Source organism: Pseudomonas sp. 29 (assembly GCF_002754355.1).
Lineage (GTDB): Bacteria > Pseudomonadota > Gammaproteobacteria > Pseudomonadales > Pseudomonadaceae > Aquipseudomonas > Aquipseudomonas neuropathica.
Map to the genome: position 1 here is coordinate 4,097,413 of NZ_PEEY01000001.1, position 15,293 is coordinate 4,112,705.

Consider the following 15,293-nt stretch of genomic DNA (forward strand, 5'->3'; position numbering starts at 1 on the left):
AAAACCCGGCCAACGCCGGGTTTTTTGTATCAGTTGTTTCGAGTAGAGCCTGATGTAAAGGCTCAGACCTTGGCACTGACCTCACTGCGATTGACCAACACCTCAATCGCCCCGCTCAAACTCGCCGCCTTATCCCCCACCAGCAAATGCCACACCCCGCCTTCCAACTGGCTGACACCCTGACAACCCAGCTCTTTCAGCTGCGCCTCGGACAGCGCCTTGCCATCCGCCAACAGCAAGCGAATCCGGCTCATGGCAATGCAATCCAGTTGCAGCACGTTGTCGCCACCACCCAGCGCATTCAGCCATTGCAGAGCTTCGGTGCCTGCGACCACAACCGCTTTCGGCTCTTCGACAACCGCAACAGGTTCAGCAAGAACCGCACGCCCCAAGGCCGGCATCGCCAGGCGAATCTCATCAGCAATGCTGTCGGCCAGCGGACCGACCACCACCTGCAAACTGCCACCCTTGCCCGGACGCACAACGGCCATCGCACCCAATGCTTTCAGGTCTGCATCGGATGCCTTGTTGCGATCCACCATTTCCAGTCGCAACCGCGTAGTGCAGGCACCGACAGTCACAAGGTTGTCTGCACCCCCGAGTGCCTTGATGTAAGCCCCGGCGCGTTCGTTTTCCGCGAAAACCGCTTTTTCAGCCGTCGCCACATCCTCACGCCCCGGCGTCTTCAAGTTGAAGCGACGAATGCAGAAATCAAACACCGCGTAATACACCACGGCGTAAGCCAGCCCGACCGGAATCACCAACCAGCCATTGGTCGACCGACCCCAACCCAGCACCATGTCGATGAAGCCGCCAGAGAAGGTAAAACCCAAATGGATGTTCAGCGCATTGGTGATCGCCATCGACAACCCGGTCAGCAGCGCATGCAGCAGATACAACAACGGCGCCAGAAACATGAAGGCGAATTCAATCGGCTCGGTCACCCCAGTCAAAAACGACGTCAAAGCCATCGACAGAAAAATCCCGCCCATCACCTTGCGCCGTTCCGGCAGGGCGTTGCGATACATCGCCAGACACGCGGCGGGCAGGCCGAAGATCATCATCGGGAACATGCCGGTCATGAACTGGCCGCCCTTCGGATCACCGGCGAAGTAGCGCGACAGGTCACCCGTCACCAGAGCCCCGGTAGTTGGATCGGTGAAGTTGCCGAACACGAACCACGCCATGTTGTTGAGGATGTGGTGCAGGCCGGTGACGATCAGCAGGCGGTTGAACACGCCAAACACGAACGCGCCGATACTGCCGCTTTCCATCATCAGCGCACCAAACGCGTTGATGCCGTGCTGGATCGGCGGCCAGATATAGCCGAACACGACACCGAGGCCGACCGCCGCGAACCCGGTGACAATCGGTACAAACCGTCGGCCACCGAAGAACGCCAGGTATTCCGGCAGCTTGATGTCCTTGAAGCGATTGTACAGCGCGCCCGCCATCAGGCCGCTGACGATCCCGGCGAGCATGCCCATGTTGATGCTCGCGTCGAGCACCTTGAGCGTGGAAATCATCACTAGATAACCGATCACTCCGGCGAGGCCGGCGGTGCCGTTGTTGTCCTTGGCGAAACCGACGGCGATGCCGATGGCGAAGATCATCGCCAGGTTGGCGAAGATCACTTGGCCGGCATCGTGGATGATCGCGATGTTCAGCAGGTCGGTATCACCCAGACGCAGCAGCAGGCCGGCAATCGGCAGGATCGCGATCGGCAGCATCAGCGCGCGGCCGAGGCGTTGCAGGCCTTCGATGAAGAGTTGGTACATGGCGTTTGTCCTTTTTGTTTTTGTTAGCGCAGAGGCCAATGTTGATGACAGGCGTGACGCACGGCGGCGGCGCTGCTCAGCTTGAGCAGGTCGCGACTCAGGCGCTGACATTCGGCTTCGTGCAGTTGACGCACGCGGTCCTTGATTTCACCGATCTGCACTGGGCTGACCGACAGTTCGCTCACGCCGAGGCCGATCAAAACGGGTGTGGCCAGCGGATCGGAGGCGAGGGCGCCGCAGACGCCGACCCAACGCTTGTGCACTGCCGCGCCTTCACAGGTCATGGCGATCAGGCGCAGCAGCGCCGGGTGCAGGGCGTCGACCCTAGCGGCCAAGCCGGCGTGGTCGCGGTCCATGGCCAAGGTGTATTGGGAGAGATCGTTGGTGCCGATGGAAAGGAAGTCCGCATGTTCGGCCAGTTGTTCGGCCTGCAATGCGGCGGCAGGGACTTCAATCATCACGCCGATTTCCGGGCGTTGGGTGATCTTCAGCTCCAGGCACAACGCATCTACGCGTTGGCGGATGTGCAGCAACTCATCCACTTCGGTGACCATCGGCAACAGGATCCGGCAGCGGCGCAGCGGGCTGACTTGCAGCAGCGCGCGCAGTTGCTGGTCGAGGATTTCCGGGCGCGCCTGAGCCAGACGAATGCCGCGCAGGCCGAGCACCGGGTTGGCCTCGGCGGGCAGCGGTAGGTAGTCGAGTTGCTTGTCGCCGCCGACGTCGATGGTGCGGATGATCACCGGGTGCTCGCCCATCGCGTCCAGTACGCCTTGATAGGCCGCACGCTGTTCTTCGACATCCGGCGCGGTCTGACGATCGACGAACAAAAACTCAGTGCGCAACAGACCAACGCCATCAGCGCCGTTGGCGAAGGCATCTACCGCTTCACCGCTGGAGGCAACGTTGGCGACGACTTCGATGGTCACGCCGTTGCGGGTTTCTGCCGGCAAGTGAGCCTTGGCTTGCTGTGCGTCACGGCGTTGCTGACGATCAATTTGCGCCTGCTGAACTTCAGCCAGACGTTCGGCATCTGGCGTCAGTTCGAGGCGTCCTCCGTCGGCATCGAGCACCACCGCTTGGCGTTGTCGCTGATCAAGCAACGCAGAACCCAACGCCACCATGCACGGCAGACCTTTGCCGCGAGCGAGAATCGCCACGTGTGAAGTCGCGCCACCCTCGGCCATGCATAACCCGGCAACGCCTTGCGCGCTGAGTTGCAGCAGATCCGAAGGCGTCAGTTCATGCGCCGCGACGATGGCACCGGCCGGTACGTCGTAATGCCACGCTTCACCAAGCAATGCCCGCAACACCCGTTGCTTGAGGTCACGCAGATCGTTGGCGCGCTCGGCCAGCAGCGCGCTGCCGGTGTGCTGCAGCATTTCGCACTGCACGTCGATTGACTGGCTCCAGGCGTGAGTGGCTGCAGTGCCTTGTTCGATGGAGTGTTGCGAAGCATCAAGCAGCGCCGGATCTTCCAGCAGAGCCAGATGTGCGGCGAAGATCGCTTCTTCGTCGGCATTCCTGTGTTTTTTCGCTTGCGCGAGGGTGGCGTCGATTTCGTTGCGGACCTGAGTCAGCGCCGTGTCGAACACCTGCTGTTGCTGCAGCGGATCATGATTGCCCGCATCCGCCGGCAAACTGATCGCGTTCAAACGAAACAGCGGCCCGCCAACCAGTCCCGGCGCAGCGCAGACACCGTGCAACACGCCAGCCTCGGCTGGGCGTTTAAGCGACGCGAGACTCACCGGCGCCGCAGCGTGATGATCATCCGGCAGCGCGGTGGCCAGCGCCGTAAGCAACGCTTGCAAAGCCGCTTCAGCATCCGGCCCCTGACAGCTGACCTGCACTTCATCCTGCTCGCCAACCGCCAGGCCCATCAAACCGATCAGGCTGTTGCACGGCGCCGATTTGCCGGCGAAGTGCAGTTGCGACTGGCTCTTGAACCCTTGCGCAGTCTGCCGAATCAACGCAGCCGGGCGGGCATGCAAACCACCGCGATGGGCCACCAGAACATGGCCATGAACCTCAGGCCCGTCGATGACTGCTGCGCTCGCCGCCAAACCGTTGCGCGCAATAATGTGCAGCAACGGCTCGCCGACTTTCACTGCTTTGAGCGTAATCGGCCGCACCTGAAAATCCTGGCTGTTAGTCAGGATCAACAGGCTGACCAGGCTTTTGCATTGCTGGCCGACCTTGTCCAGGTCATAGCGCAACAACGGCTGGCCCTTGCTGACGCGGGTGCCATCCTTGACCAGCATCGAGAAGCCTTCGCCGTTCAACTCAACGGTATCGAGGCCCAGATGCAGAAGAATCTCCGCGCCGTTATCGGCACGCACAGTGAGTGCATGGCCGGTGCGCGCGACATGAATGATCACCCCGGCGCACGGCGAGTACAGGGTGTCGTTGATCGGGTCGATGGCAATGCCGTCGCCCATCGCGCCGCTGGCGAACACCGCGTCCGGGACTTTGGCGAGCGTGAGCACCGGGCCGCTGAGCGGGGCGCTGAGGGTCAGCTCTTTATTGTTGTTGTGCATGGCTCGGTCTCATCGGTTATATCTCGGTTCGATGTCCCCTGTAGGAGCAGCCTTCGGCAGCTCCTACAGGCTTGCTTCAATTAATGCGTGCGGGTCACTTTGCTCAGGTGGCGCGGCTGATCCGGGTCCATGCCACGGGCCACCGCCAGACCGGCGGCCATCACGTAGAAACTCTGGATCGCCAGAATCGGATCAAGGGCCGGGTGTTCGGCGCGGGTCAGGGTCAGGTCGCGCTCGGTCACGTCATCCGGTGCGGCCAGCAACACGCGGGCGCCGCGTTGGCGCATTTCCGCCGCGAGGCTCAACAGGCCAGCCTGCTCGGCACCGCGTGGGGCGAAAACCAGCAACGGATAGTGTTCGTCGATCAGTGCCATCGGGCCGTGACGCACTTCGGCGCTGCTGAAGGCTTCGGCCTGAATCGCCGAGGTTTCCTTGAATTTCAGCGCCGCCTCTTGGGCGATGGCAAAACCGGCACCGCGACCGATGACCATCAAACGCTGGCAATCGCGCAGTGCTTCGATGGCCACGCTCCAGTCCTGTTTCGCCGCTTCGCGCAGGCCTTCCGGCAGGGCGTTGCCGGCTTCGAGCAATTCGCTGTCCTCTTTCCAGTGCGCGATCAAACGGGCGCTGGCGCTGAGGGTGGCGATAAAACTTTTGGTCGCGGCGACGCTGCTTTCAGTCCCGGCGAGCAGTGGCACGCTGAATTCACACGCGGCTTCCAGTGGCGAATCGGCGGCGTTGACCATCGACACACTGAGCGCGCCACGCTTGCGCAACAGGCGCAGGCTGTTGACCAGATCCGGGCTCTGCCCCGACTGGGAAAAGGCGAACGCGACCTGACCGCTGACCTTCAATGGCGCCTGCTGCATGGTCACCACCGACATCGGCAACGACGCCACCGGCACGCCAAGTTGCTGCATGGTCAGGTAGGCGAAGTAGCTCGCCGCGTGGTCGGAGCTGCCGCGCGCCACAGTCAGTGCCACTTGCGGTGGCTGACGGCGCAGGCGCCCGGCAATTTCGATCATTTGCGGGTCGAGCTGTTGCAGTTGGGCTTGCACGGCTTCGAACGAGGACAGCGCCTCCTCAAGCATTTTTGAAGTCAATGTCTTCTCCTTCGACCATGACGGCGGTCAGTGTGAGTGAGCGATCCAGCCGCACGCAGTCGGCCCAGGCCCCTGGTTGCAGGCGCCCGCGTTCGTTTATGCCGAGGTAGTCGGCGGGAAATTGCGACAGGCGCTGCGAGGCCTCGGCGAGCGGCAAACCGATCTTCACCAGGTTGCGCAGGGCCTGATCCATGGTCAGGGTGCTGCCGGCCAACGTGCCGTCGGGCAGGCGTACGCCGCCCAGGCATTTGGTCACGGTGTGGCTGCCGAGCTTGTATTCACCGTCGGGCATGCCGGCGGCGGCGGTCGAATCGGTCACGCAATACAGGCACGGGATCGAGCGCAGAGCCACGCGAATAGCGCCGGGATGCACGTGCAGCAAGTCGGGAATCAGCTCGGCGAATTTGGCGTGGGCCAGCGCGGCGCCGACGATGCCCGGCTCGCGGTGATGCAGCGGGCTCATGGCGTTATAGAGATGGGTGAAACTGGTCGCGCCGGCATCGAGGGCGGCAACGCCTTCCTCGTAACTGCCGAGGGTGTGGCCGATCTGCATGCGGATGCCTCGGCTGCTCAGCTCACGGATCAAACCGTCATGGCCGGCGATTTCCGGGGCGATGGTGATCACCCGGATCGGCGCCAGTGCCAGATATTCTTCGACTTCGGCCATTAACGCGGTGTGGGCGAAGTTCGGTTGCGCGCCGAGTTTTCCCGGATTGATGTACGGGCCTTCGAGGTGTACGCCGAGGACTCGCGCGGCACCTTGCGGACGCTGTTCGCAGAACTCTCCGACTTCTTTCAAGACGCTGGAGATCTCGGCGCTCGGCGCGGTCATGGTGGTGGCCAGCAGCGAGGTGGTGCCGAAACGCACGTGGGTTCTGGTGATGGTCTCGAAGGCGCTGGCGCCTTCCATGATGTCTTTGCCACCGCCGCCGTGGACGTGCAGATCGATGAAACCCGGCAGCAGATACGGCAGGTCATTGTCGGCCGGATCGCAGGGCACGCCTTCGATCGACACGACTTTGCCGTGTTCGTGGACCAGCCGGCCGCGAATCCAGCCGCTGGCGGTAAGGATGTTGTCTTCGGACATTTTGGTTCTCGCTTGTGACTGCGCTTATCGACGCAGCTCTTTATCTACGAAGCTCTGCAACAAAGTCGTAGTAGTCGTTGCGGCAATAGGTGTCGGTGACTTCGATCGGGGTGTTGTCTTCGAGGTAGCCGACCCGGGTCATCAGCAACATCGCGGTGCCGGGGGCAATGCCGACCAGCGCGGCGAACTCGTCAGAGGCGTTGATCGCCTGGATGTGCTGCAGGGCGCGGACGATCGGCTTGCCGATGCCGTCGAGGTATTCGTAGAGCGAATCGCCGACCAGTTGCGGCTTGGGCATGATCGAGGCGGGCAGGGTGCTCATTTCGATGGCCATGACCGTGTCATCGGCTTTGCGCAGACGCTTCATGCGCGCGACCTTGTCGTTCGGCGACAGGCTGAGGCGGATCAGTTCTTCGTGGGTCGGCAGGGTGATTTCGCGTTCCAGCCATTGCGAACTGGGCACGAAGCCCTTGAGGCGCAGCATCTCGCTGAAACCCGAAAGGCGCGACAGCGGTTGTTCGAGGCGAGGAGTGATGAAGGTGCCGGAACCTTGCAGGCGACGGATCAGGCCTTGATCGAGCAGAACTTCCAGCGCCTTGCGCGCAGTCACCCGGGAGATGCCCAGTTGCTCGCTGAGGTTGCGTTCCGAAGGCATCGCCTGTTCGGACTTCCACTGCCCGGCATGAATCGCTGCTTCCAGATTGCGCGCTAGCTGCAGGTACAGCGGCGTCGGCTGGGAGTCGTCCGGGCGTAGGGTATGGAGGTCGTTCATGTAGGGCATTTCCGTCGCGAGTATAGGATTGTTGTGGCTCGCTTGTGGGGCGGAAATTAATACCACTTGAATACCATGTCAACGCGCGAAAATAGGCTTTGGCCCAATGGAATGGCGGGTTTTAGGGGGTGTGGTTTCAAGTGGTATTAGTGTTGGCCTATAAAAAGCAAAAGATCGCAGCCTGCGGCAGCGCCTACAGTTGAGAGTGGTATCACCTCTGTAGGCGCTGCCGCAGGCTGCGATCTTTTTGATTTATTTTTTAATGCCGACCAATGGTCGTGAGGAAGTTAAGGGCGAATTTCGACCATCGTGCCGTCCGGTACCAGGTTCCATACTTCGCGCATATCAACGTTGCGCATGGCGACGCAGCCGTCAGTCCAGTCGAGGGTGTGGAACAGGTCTTCCGGGGTCTCTTCCGAATCCGGCGTGCCGTGGATCATGATCATCCCGCCGGGCTCGACGCCTTCACGCCGGGCGCGGGCCGAATCGCTGATGTTCGGGTAGGAAATGTGCATCGACAGATTGAATTTGTCGCTGGTCTTGCGCCAGTCGATCCAATAGAAACCTTCTGGCGTGCGCTTGTCGCCCTCTATCAGCTTCGGGCCTTTCTTCGCGCCTTTGCCCAAGGAAATGCGATAGGTCTTCAACGGCTTGCCGTCGGCGATCAACTGCAGTTGATGGGCCGCTTTGAGCACCAGGACTTTCTCGATGAGCGGGGTATTCGACGGCGTCACGGTGGTCACGAAGGACGCTTGGGAGACGGTAACGAACGACAGGCAAAACAGGGCAAGCAACCAGCGCATTGAAACGATTCCCCAAGGAGTGACGCGGATAACCAACATTTTATATGTATGTGTACAGGTAGGAGCTGCCGAAGGCTGCGATCTTTTTGTCGGCCATCACGCCAATGTCTTGATTAAATAATGATCGGCTGCGCCAACGGAGGAATCGATTCCGAGCGAACCGGATACGACTCGATACGCCGATCAGCGAAGAAGCATTCTAAGGTACGCCCCACCGTGCGGAAAGCCAGCTCGTCCCAGGGAATGTCGGCTTCGTCGAATAGTTGTACTTCGAGGCTCTCGGGGCCGGCGGCAAAGTCCAGGTCGACCAGTTCGGCGCGGAAGAACACATGCACCTGACTGATGTGCGGTACGTCGATCAGCGTGTAGATACTCAGGTTGCGCACCCGGGCGCAGGCTTCTTCGGCGGTTTCGCGTACGGCGGCCTGCTCGATGGTCTCGCCGTTCTCCATGAAGCCGGCGGGCAAGGTCCAGTAGCCGAGACGCGGCTCGATGGCGCGGCGGCAGAGCAACACTTTCGTGCCCCAGGTCGGCACGCAACCGGCGACGATATTGGGGTTTTGATAGTGAATGGTCTGACAGCTGTCACAGACAAATCGCAGCCGCGAATCGCCTTCGGGAATGCGCTGGGTGACCGGGTTACCGCAGTGGCTGCAAAATTTCATGCTGGGCTTCCTGAATGCTGCGCCTATCTTGGCGTGCAGCGGTGCCGGTCGGCAAGTTGTCGTTTCGCGACACGGCGGGTTTCGGGGGCTTGGGCGCTTGCAACGATTGGTGCATGATGCAGAGTAAGGCACAGATCGAGAACACTCATGCTGGACGAGCTACTGCATAGGGTTAGCAACCACACACCGCGCACGCTGGAGACTGACACCCGTTTCCCCGAGGCCGCCGTTCTGGTGCCGATCACCCGCAGTGACGAGCCGGAACTGGTGCTGACCCTGCGCGCTAGCGGGCTCTCGACCCACGGCGGCGAAGTCGCGTTCCCCGGTGGTCGTCGCGACCCGGAAGACCCCGACCTGATCTTCACCGCGCTACGCGAAGCCGAAGAAGAGATCGGCCTGCCACCCGGCCTGGTTGAAATCATCGGCCCGCTGAGTCCGCTGATCTCCCTGCACGGTATCAAGGTCACGCCGTATGTCGGCGTCATCCCCGATTTTGTCGAGTATCTGGCCAACGATGCCGAGATTGCCGCAGTGTTCACTGTGCCGCTGGAATTCTTCCGCAAAGACCCCCGTGAACACACGCACCGCATCGACTATCAGGGTCGCAGCTGGTACGTGCCGAGCTACCGCTTTGGCGAGTACAAGATCTGGGGGCTGACGGCGATCATGATCGTCGAGTTGATCAATCTGCTCTATGACGCCAAGATCAGCCTGCACCAACCGCCGAAAAGCTTTCTTGATATTTGAACGCATCAATACCTGAGCCATCGGCAGAATGGCCATTCACCGTGAGCCCTGAGGAAAACAAGATGAAATACCGCTTGGGCGACGCCCGTGTCGAGACCCATCCACACAGCTGGGTTGCCCCCAATGCCGTACTGGTGGGCAAGGTCAAACTCGAAGAGGGCGCCAACGTCTGGTTCAACGCCGTGCTGCGCGGCGACAACGAACTGATCCTGATCGGCAAGAACAGCAACGTCCAGGACGGCACGGTGATGCACACCGACATGGGCTTTCCGCTGACCATCGGTACCGGCGTGACCATCGGCCACAACGCCATGCTCCACGGCTGCACGGTTGGCGATTACAGCCTGATCGGCATCAACGCGGTGATTCTCAACGGCGCGAAGATCGGCAAAAACTGCATCATTGGCGCCAACTCGCTGATTGGTGAAGGCAAAGAAATTCCGGATGGTTCGCTGGTGATGGGCTCGCCGGGCAAAGTCGTGCGCGAGCTGACCGAGCCGCAGAAGAAGATGCTCGAAGCCAGCGCCGCCCACTATGTGCATAACGCCCAGCGTTATGCCCGCGATCTGGTTGAGCAGGAAGAATGAACACAGCCGAAAGACCGGTCGCCTCGCCGTGCGTGAATATTTGTGCGCTGGATGAGGATGACATTTGTACTGGCTGCCAGCGTACGGTCGCGGAGATCACCCGCTGGGGCCGTATGACCAACGACGAGCGCCGCGTGGTGCTGGGGTTGTGTCATGAGCGGGCGAAAGCGAGTGGGTTGGTGTGGATGATCCCTTCGAAATCGTGATCGGCTTGGGGGTGCCCTCACCCTAACCCTCTCCCAGGGGGAGAGGGGACTGACCGAGTTGATAGTTCGAACTACATCGACCTGAACGATTGAGTCGAGCTCAAGTTTGAAAAGCCCCCGATCTGCTCCCTTTCCCCTCGCCTGAAGGAACGGGATTGTTCGAGCTGCACCGAACTGCGTTATCGAGTCGAACTCGGGAGTCGATTCAACGAAGATCTGCTCCCTTTCCCCCTCGCCCCCTTGGGGGAGAGGGCTGGGGTGAGGGGGTAGCTCTTGATCTGCCGGTCCAGTAATCTGTGCGCCAATCTGACAGGTCACCTCCATGATTTTCCTCATCGCCTACATCAGCAGCGTTGTGCTGATCAACTTCGCCTTCTCCACCGCGCCACACCTGGACATCATCTGGTCGGCCTGGGGCGGCTTGGTGTTCGTGTTGCGCGACATGGTGCAAACCCGCTTCGGTCACGGCGCGATCGTGGCGATGCTGGCGGCGCTGGTGCTGTCTTACGTCACCTCCGATCCTTCCATTGCCCTGGCCAGTGCCACGGCGTTCGCGGTCTCCGAGTGCATCGACTGGCTGGTGTTCAGCATCACCAAACGGCCGCTGCGCGACCGCTTGTGGATCAGTTCGGCGCTGAGTATTCCGCTCGATACCTTCATCTTCTTCGGCATGATCGACCTGTTGACGCCGCCGGTGATCATCACCGCTCTGGCTTCGAAATTCGCCGGCGTCACTGCCGTCTGGCTGATCATGGCCTGGCGCGAGCGTAAACAGGCCGTCGCCGGCTGAAGCCAAAGCCTCAGGTTCATGTAAAATGCCGCGCTTTCTCCCCATGGAAAGCGCGTCTGGCGTTGCTTTCCTCGATGATCCGCTTCTTTGAGGACCTGAGATGACCCGTATCGGAACTCCATTGTCGCCAACCGCGACCCGCGTATTGCTGTGTGGCTGTGGTGAGTTGGGCAAGGAAGTGGTGATCGAGCTGCAACGCCTGGGCGTTGAAGTGATTGCCGTCGATCGCTACGCCAATGCGCCAGCCATGCAGGTTGCCCATCGCAGTCACGTGATCAATATGCTCGACGGCGCTGCCCTGCGTGCCGTGATCGAAGCCGAGAAGCCGCACTTCATCGTGCCGGAAATCGAAGCGATCGCCACCGCCACGCTGGTCGAACTGGAAGCCGAAGGCTTCACCGTGATCCCGACCGCACGCGCTGCGCAACTGACCATGAACCGCGAAGGCATCCGTCGTCTGGCTGCTGAAGAGCTGGATCTGCCGACCTCGCCGTACCACTTTGCCGACACCTTCGAGGACTACAGCAAAGCCGTTCAGGACCTGGGCTTCCCATGCGTCGTCAAACCAGTCATGAGTTCGTCGGGCAAAGGCCAGAGCCTGCTGCGTAGCGCTGATGACGTGCAGAAGGCATGGGATTACGCGCAAGAGGGCGGTCGCGCCGGCAAAGGCCGGGTGATCATCGAAGGTTTCATCGATTTCGATTACGAGATCACCCTGCTGACCGTGCGCCACATCGGCGGCACTACGTTCTGCGCGCCGGTCGGTCACCGTCAGGAGAAGGGTGACTATCAGGAATCCTGGCAGCCGCAAGCCATGAGCCCGGTTGCCCTGGCTGAATCCGAGCGCGTTGCCAAAGCGGTAACTGAAGCGCTGGGTGGTCGCGGTCTGTTCGGCGTTGAGCTGTTCATCAAGGGTGATCAGGTGTGGTTCAGCGAAGTTTCGCCGCGCCCGCATGACACCGGTCTGGTAACGCTGATTTCGCAGGATCTGTCGCAGTTCGCCCTGCACGCTCGCGCAATTCTGGGCCTGCCGGTACCGCTGATCCGTCAGTTCGGGCCATCGGCTTCGGCGGTGATTCTGGTGGAAGGGCAGTCGACTCAGACCGCTTTCGCCAACCTCGGCGCTGCGTTGAGCGAGCCGGACACGGCGCTGCGACTGTTCGGCAAGCCGGAAGTGAATGGCCAGCGCCGCATGGGCGTGGCGCTGGCGCGAGATGAGTCGATCGAAGCCGCTCGTGCCAAGGCGACCCGCGCTGCTCAGGCTGTTGTGGTCGAGCTCTAAACCGAGTCGCGACATTCGCGAGCAAGCTCGCTCCCACATGGGATTGGGTGAACACAGAATCTGTGACCAACCCCAAAAACCTGTGGGAGCGAGCCTGCTCGCGAAGCTTTTGATCTTCTGTCAGGCAACCTGATTCAGATCGTTGCCACGCGTTTCCTTCAGGCACAGCACCGCAATCAAACTCAGCACCGCCGCCCCCGACACATACCCGCCGACATAACCCAATCCCCCCATCGCCACCAGCTTCTGTGCAAAGAACGGCGCGGCCGAGGCCCCGACAATACCGCCCAGGTTATACGCCGCCGAAGCGCCGGTATAACGCACGTGGGTCGGGAACAGTTCAGGCAACAGCGCGCCCATCGGTGCGAATGTCACCCCCATCAAAAACAGCTCGATGCACAGAAACAGCGCCACGCCCCAGGTCGAACCCTGAGTCAGCAACGGCTCCATCAGGAACCCGGAAAGAATCGCCAGCACGCCACCGATGATCAGCACCGGTTTGCGCCCGTAACGGTCGCTGGCCCAGGCTGACAAAGGTGTCGCGGCAGCCATGAACAGCACGGCAAAACACAGCAGCCCGAGGAAGGTTTCGCGGCTATAGCCAAGTGTGGAAACCCCGTAACTCAGGGAGAACACCGTCGAGATATAGAACAGCGCATAACAGACCACCATCGCCGCCGCGCCCAGCAATGTCGGCGCCCAGTACTGACTGAACAGCTCGACCAGCGGTATTTTCACCCGCTCCTGGCGAGCGATGGCGTTGGCGAACACCGGTGTTTCATGCAGTTTCAATCGCACATACAGACCGACCATCACCAGCGCTGCGCTGAGCAGAAACGGAATCCGCCAGCCCCAACTGCGGAACTGCTCGTCAGTGAGAGTCATGGCCAGGGTCAGGAACAGCCCGTTTGCTGCGAGAAAACCAATCGAAGGCCCGAGCTGCGGGAACATGCCGAACCACGCACGTTTGCCCTTCGGCGCGTTTTCCGTGGCGAGCAGGGCGGCACCGCCCCATTCGCCACCCAATCCCAACCCTTGGCCGAAACGCAGCACGCACAGCAGAATCGGCGCCCATGCGCCGATGGTGGCGTAGCCCGGCAGTACGCCAATCAGCGTCGTACACACGCCCATCAACAGCAGCGAGGCCACCAGCGTCGACTTGCGCCCGATACGGTCACCGAAGTGGCCGAACAGCGCCGAACCCAGCGGTCGAGCGAGGAAGGCAATGCCGAAGGTCAGGAACGCCGACAGCATCTGCGCGGTGCCAGAGGTCTGTGGAAAGAACACCGGCCCGATCACCAAAGCGGCGGCGGTGGCGTAAACATAGAAGTCGTAGAACTCGATGGCCGTGCCGATAAAACTTGCCGTGGCCACGCGGGTGGCGGAGTTGGTCGGCTGGGCAGGCGCGGTGGCGCTGTAAGCGGTACTGGTCGTCATGCGGTGATCCCTGACAGTCATGAGCTCCATTGGAGCGAATTATTATGGTCGAGCACCCAGGGATGTGGGATGAGGCGCGGTCGCTGTTTCAGGTAGGAACAGTCGCCGGAGTACAACAGAAATGGCCGAAACCTGTTGGGTGCGGGGTAAGCACAAGGTTTGGCGGGGGCTTGGATAAGCGTTTCGATTATAGGAAGGAGGCTAACAATCAAACAAGAGCAAAAGATCGTCCGAACGCGGCCCGATCTTTTGATTTTTATCGGGCAGGCACCAAAGCAGGCACAGAAGAGGTATGCCAAATCAGCACTTTGCTAACCCGGTTCTCTTCAGTCTCAAGAATCTCCAGCCGATAACGCCCGATCTTCAAGCAAACGGCACTTTCCGGAATCGTCTCCAATGCTTCAGTCACCAGCCCATTCAGCGTTTTCGGCCCATCGCTCGGCAAATGCCAACCCAGGCACTTGTTCAACTCGCGGATCGACGCGGCACCGTCAATGACCATGCGGCCATCGCCCTGTGGATGAATATGCGGATTATCCAGACTGTGCTCGCTTTCAAACTCGCCGACGATTTCTTCGAGAATGTCTTCCAGCGTGACGATGCCGAGCACTTCGCCGTACTCATCCACGACCATGCCGAGGCGCCGCTGCTGCTTGTGGAAGTTCAGCAGTTGCAGTTGCAGCGGCGTGCTTTCCGGCACGAAGTACGGTTCGTAACTGGCGGCCAGCAGCGCTTCGCGCGACAGATCGCCGTTGTTCAGCAGGTGCCGGATCTGCCGGGTGTTGAGCACCGCTTCAACCTGATTGATGTCGCTATGGAACACCGGCAGGCGTGTGCGCTTGTTATGCCGCAGTTGTTCGATGATTTCTTCGATCGAGTCATCGAGGTTGATGCCGTCGACGTCACTGCGCGGCACCAGAATGTCGTTGACCGTAATATTGTCCAGCGCATGAATGCCTGAGACCGGGTGCGCGCGCGCTGGATGCTCTGGATCGTCGTAGCGATCGACGGGAGAGTCATCTTCGCTTTGCTGCACGACCTGAACCTTGCGCGCAAACGGACTCATCAGCAAACCGCTGATACGGCTGAACAGCCAGGCAAACGGATAAACAATCTTCAGCGGCACCGCCAGCAAGGTATTGCCGAACGCCAGCACCGCATCGGGGTAACGCTGAGCGACGGTACGTGGGAAGTAATCGGCGAACACCAGCAGGATTGCCCCGGCACCGAGGCACGCAGCCCATGGGCCGTTTTCTTCGCAGAGGAAAATCGCCAGCAGTGTCGCGATGACGACCGCGAGAGCGCGGCACAGGGTGTTGCAGAGAATAAGGCTGTCGAGCGGGAAGCTCAGCTTCGCCAGCGGCTTATCGCTGGCGCGCGAGGCGATGCGTTGCGCGAGCAGGTACTGCTGCGCGATTTCGACGGCGGTAAACAGCCCCGACCATAAAATCAGCAGGACAAATACCGCGAGCATCGGCCCTAGGGGCAAACCGTCCATT

General features: G+C 60.7%; 14 protein-coding genes. 5 read left to right on the plus strand and 9 right to left on the minus strand.

The genetic code is table 11. The features are described 5' to 3' along the window. Nucleotides 1-62: 62 nt before the first annotated feature. From nagE to CLU80_RS18905, 7 genes are all read right to left on the minus strand, one after another. Complete coding sequence (nagE, locus tag CLU80_RS18875) at nt 63-1,778, minus strand: N-acetylglucosamine-specific PTS transporter subunit IIBC (RefSeq protein ID WP_099758077.1); 1,716 nt, start codon at nt 1,776-1,778, stop codon at nt 63-65. A 23-nt stretch (nt 1,779-1,801) separates the two neighbouring features. Continuing rightward, nucleotides 1,802-4,315, minus strand: a complete 2,514-nt coding sequence (ptsP, locus tag CLU80_RS18880) for a phosphoenolpyruvate--protein phosphotransferase (protein WP_099758078.1) — start codon at nt 4,313-4,315, stop codon at nt 1,802-1,804. Nucleotides 4,316-4,395: 80 nt separating this feature from the next. Next, nucleotides 4,396-5,418: an SIS domain-containing protein gene (locus CLU80_RS18885; RefSeq protein ID WP_099758079.1), complete on the minus strand. Its 1,023-nt coding sequence runs from the start codon at nt 5,416-5,418 to the stop codon at nt 4,396-4,398. Next, nucleotides 5,399-6,505 (minus strand): N-acetylglucosamine-6-phosphate deacetylase, encoded by a 1,107-nt coding sequence (gene nagA / locus CLU80_RS18890; protein ID WP_099758080.1) that lies wholly within the window; start codon nt 6,503-6,505, stop codon nt 5,399-5,401. The genes CLU80_RS18885 and nagA overlap by 20 nt, the downstream gene beginning before the upstream one ends. A 40-nt stretch (nt 6,506-6,545) precedes the next feature. Continuing rightward, nucleotides 6,546-7,277 carry a GntR family transcriptional regulator gene (locus tag CLU80_RS18895; RefSeq protein WP_093436861.1) on the minus strand — a complete coding sequence of 244 codons (732 nt, stop codon included), beginning with the start codon at nt 7,275-7,277 and terminating at the stop codon, nt 6,546-6,548. Nucleotides 7,278-7,564: 287 nt separating this feature from the next. Further along, complete coding sequence (locus tag CLU80_RS18900; RefSeq protein WP_007909004.1) at nt 7,565-8,080, minus strand: L,D-transpeptidase family protein; 516 nt, start codon at nt 8,078-8,080, stop codon at nt 7,565-7,567. A 113-nt stretch (nt 8,081-8,193) separates the two neighbouring features. After that, nucleotides 8,194-8,745, minus strand: coding sequence for an NUDIX hydrolase (locus tag CLU80_RS18905; RefSeq protein ID WP_099758081.1), 552 nt, complete (start codon nt 8,743-8,745; stop codon nt 8,194-8,196). Between the two features lie 147 nt (nt 8,746-8,892). Between CLU80_RS18905 and CLU80_RS18910 the strand changes: the two genes are divergently transcribed. The 5 genes from CLU80_RS18910 to purT all read left to right on the plus strand — a co-directional run bounded on the left by CLU80_RS18910 (nt 8,893) and on the right by purT (nt 12,357). Further along, the gene (locus CLU80_RS18910) at nt 8,893-9,492 is read left to right on the plus strand and encodes a CoA pyrophosphatase (protein WP_099758082.1); all 600 of its coding nucleotides are present in this window, start codon (nt 8,893-8,895) and stop codon (nt 9,490-9,492) included. Nucleotides 9,493-9,554: 62 nt separating this feature from the next. Further along, nucleotides 9,555-10,079 carry a gamma carbonic anhydrase family protein gene (locus CLU80_RS18915; RefSeq protein ID WP_099758083.1) on the plus strand — a complete coding sequence of 175 codons (525 nt, stop codon included), beginning with the start codon at nt 9,555-9,557 and terminating at the stop codon, nt 10,077-10,079. Further along, entirely contained in the window at nt 10,076-10,285 is a 210-nt protein-coding gene (locus CLU80_RS18920; RefSeq protein WP_093436849.1) for a DUF1289 domain-containing protein, read from the plus strand. The genes CLU80_RS18915 and CLU80_RS18920 overlap by 4 nt, the downstream gene beginning before the upstream one ends. 322 nt (nt 10,286-10,607) lie before the next feature. Next, on the plus strand, nt 10,608-11,075 hold the full coding sequence (locus CLU80_RS18925; RefSeq protein ID WP_016986366.1) for a VUT family protein: 468 nt from the start codon (nt 10,608-10,610) through the stop codon (nt 11,073-11,075). Nucleotides 11,076-11,175: 100 nt separating this feature from the next. Next, entirely contained in the window at nt 11,176-12,357 is a 1,182-nt protein-coding gene (gene purT / locus CLU80_RS18930; protein ID WP_093436840.1) for a formate-dependent phosphoribosylglycinamide formyltransferase, read from the plus strand. A 120-nt stretch (nt 12,358-12,477) separates the two neighbouring features. Here purT and CLU80_RS18935 read toward each other — a convergent pair whose 3' ends face one another. Then, nucleotides 12,478-13,794, minus strand: a complete 1,317-nt coding sequence (locus CLU80_RS18935; RefSeq protein WP_093436835.1) for an MFS transporter — start codon at nt 13,792-13,794, stop codon at nt 12,478-12,480. Nucleotides 13,795-14,050: 256 nt separating this feature from the next. After that, a complete protein-coding gene (locus CLU80_RS18945) occupies nt 14,051-15,292 on the minus strand; it encodes a transporter associated domain-containing protein (protein WP_099758084.1) in 1,242 nt (413 codons plus the stop codon). Nucleotide 15,293: the final 1 nt, after the last annotated feature.

Excerpts from the sequence above, each read along its gene's own strand:
- nagE (WP_099758077.1), bottom strand. The coding sequence starts at position 1,778 with ATGTACCAACTCTTCATCGAAGGCCTGCAACGCCTCGGCCGCGCGCTG.
- ptsP (WP_099758078.1), bottom strand. The coding sequence starts at position 4,315 with ATGCACAACAACAATAAAGAGCTGACCCTCAGCGCCCCGCTCAGCGGC.
- nagA (WP_099758080.1), bottom strand. The coding sequence starts at position 6,505 with ATGTCCGAAGACAACATCCTTACCGCCAGCGGCTGGATTCGCGGCCGG.
- CLU80_RS18895 (WP_093436861.1), bottom strand. The coding sequence starts at position 7,277 with ATGAACGACCTCCATACCCTACGCCCGGACGACTCCCAGCCGACGCCG.
- CLU80_RS18900 (WP_007909004.1), bottom strand. The coding sequence starts at position 8,080 with ATGCGCTGGTTGCTTGCCCTGTTTTGCCTGTCGTTCGTTACCGTCTCC.
- CLU80_RS18905 (WP_099758081.1), bottom strand. The coding sequence starts at position 8,745 with ATGAAATTTTGCAGCCACTGCGGTAACCCGGTCACCCAGCGCATTCCC.
- CLU80_RS18910 (WP_099758082.1), top strand. The coding sequence starts at position 8,893 with ATGCTGGACGAGCTACTGCATAGGGTTAGCAACCACACACCGCGCACG.
- CLU80_RS18915 (WP_099758083.1), top strand. The coding sequence starts at position 9,555 with ATGAAATACCGCTTGGGCGACGCCCGTGTCGAGACCCATCCACACAGC.
- CLU80_RS18920 (WP_093436849.1), top strand. The coding sequence starts at position 10,076 with ATGAACACAGCCGAAAGACCGGTCGCCTCGCCGTGCGTGAATATTTGT.
- CLU80_RS18925 (WP_016986366.1), top strand. The coding sequence starts at position 10,608 with ATGATTTTCCTCATCGCCTACATCAGCAGCGTTGTGCTGATCAACTTC.
- purT (WP_093436840.1), top strand. The coding sequence starts at position 11,176 with ATGACCCGTATCGGAACTCCATTGTCGCCAACCGCGACCCGCGTATTG.
- CLU80_RS18935 (WP_093436835.1), bottom strand. The coding sequence starts at position 13,794 with ATGACGACCAGTACCGCTTACAGCGCCACCGCGCCTGCCCAGCCGACC.
- CLU80_RS18945 (WP_099758084.1), bottom strand. The coding sequence starts at position 15,292 with ATGGACGGTTTGCCCCTAGGGCCGATGCTCGCGGTATTTGTCCTGCTG.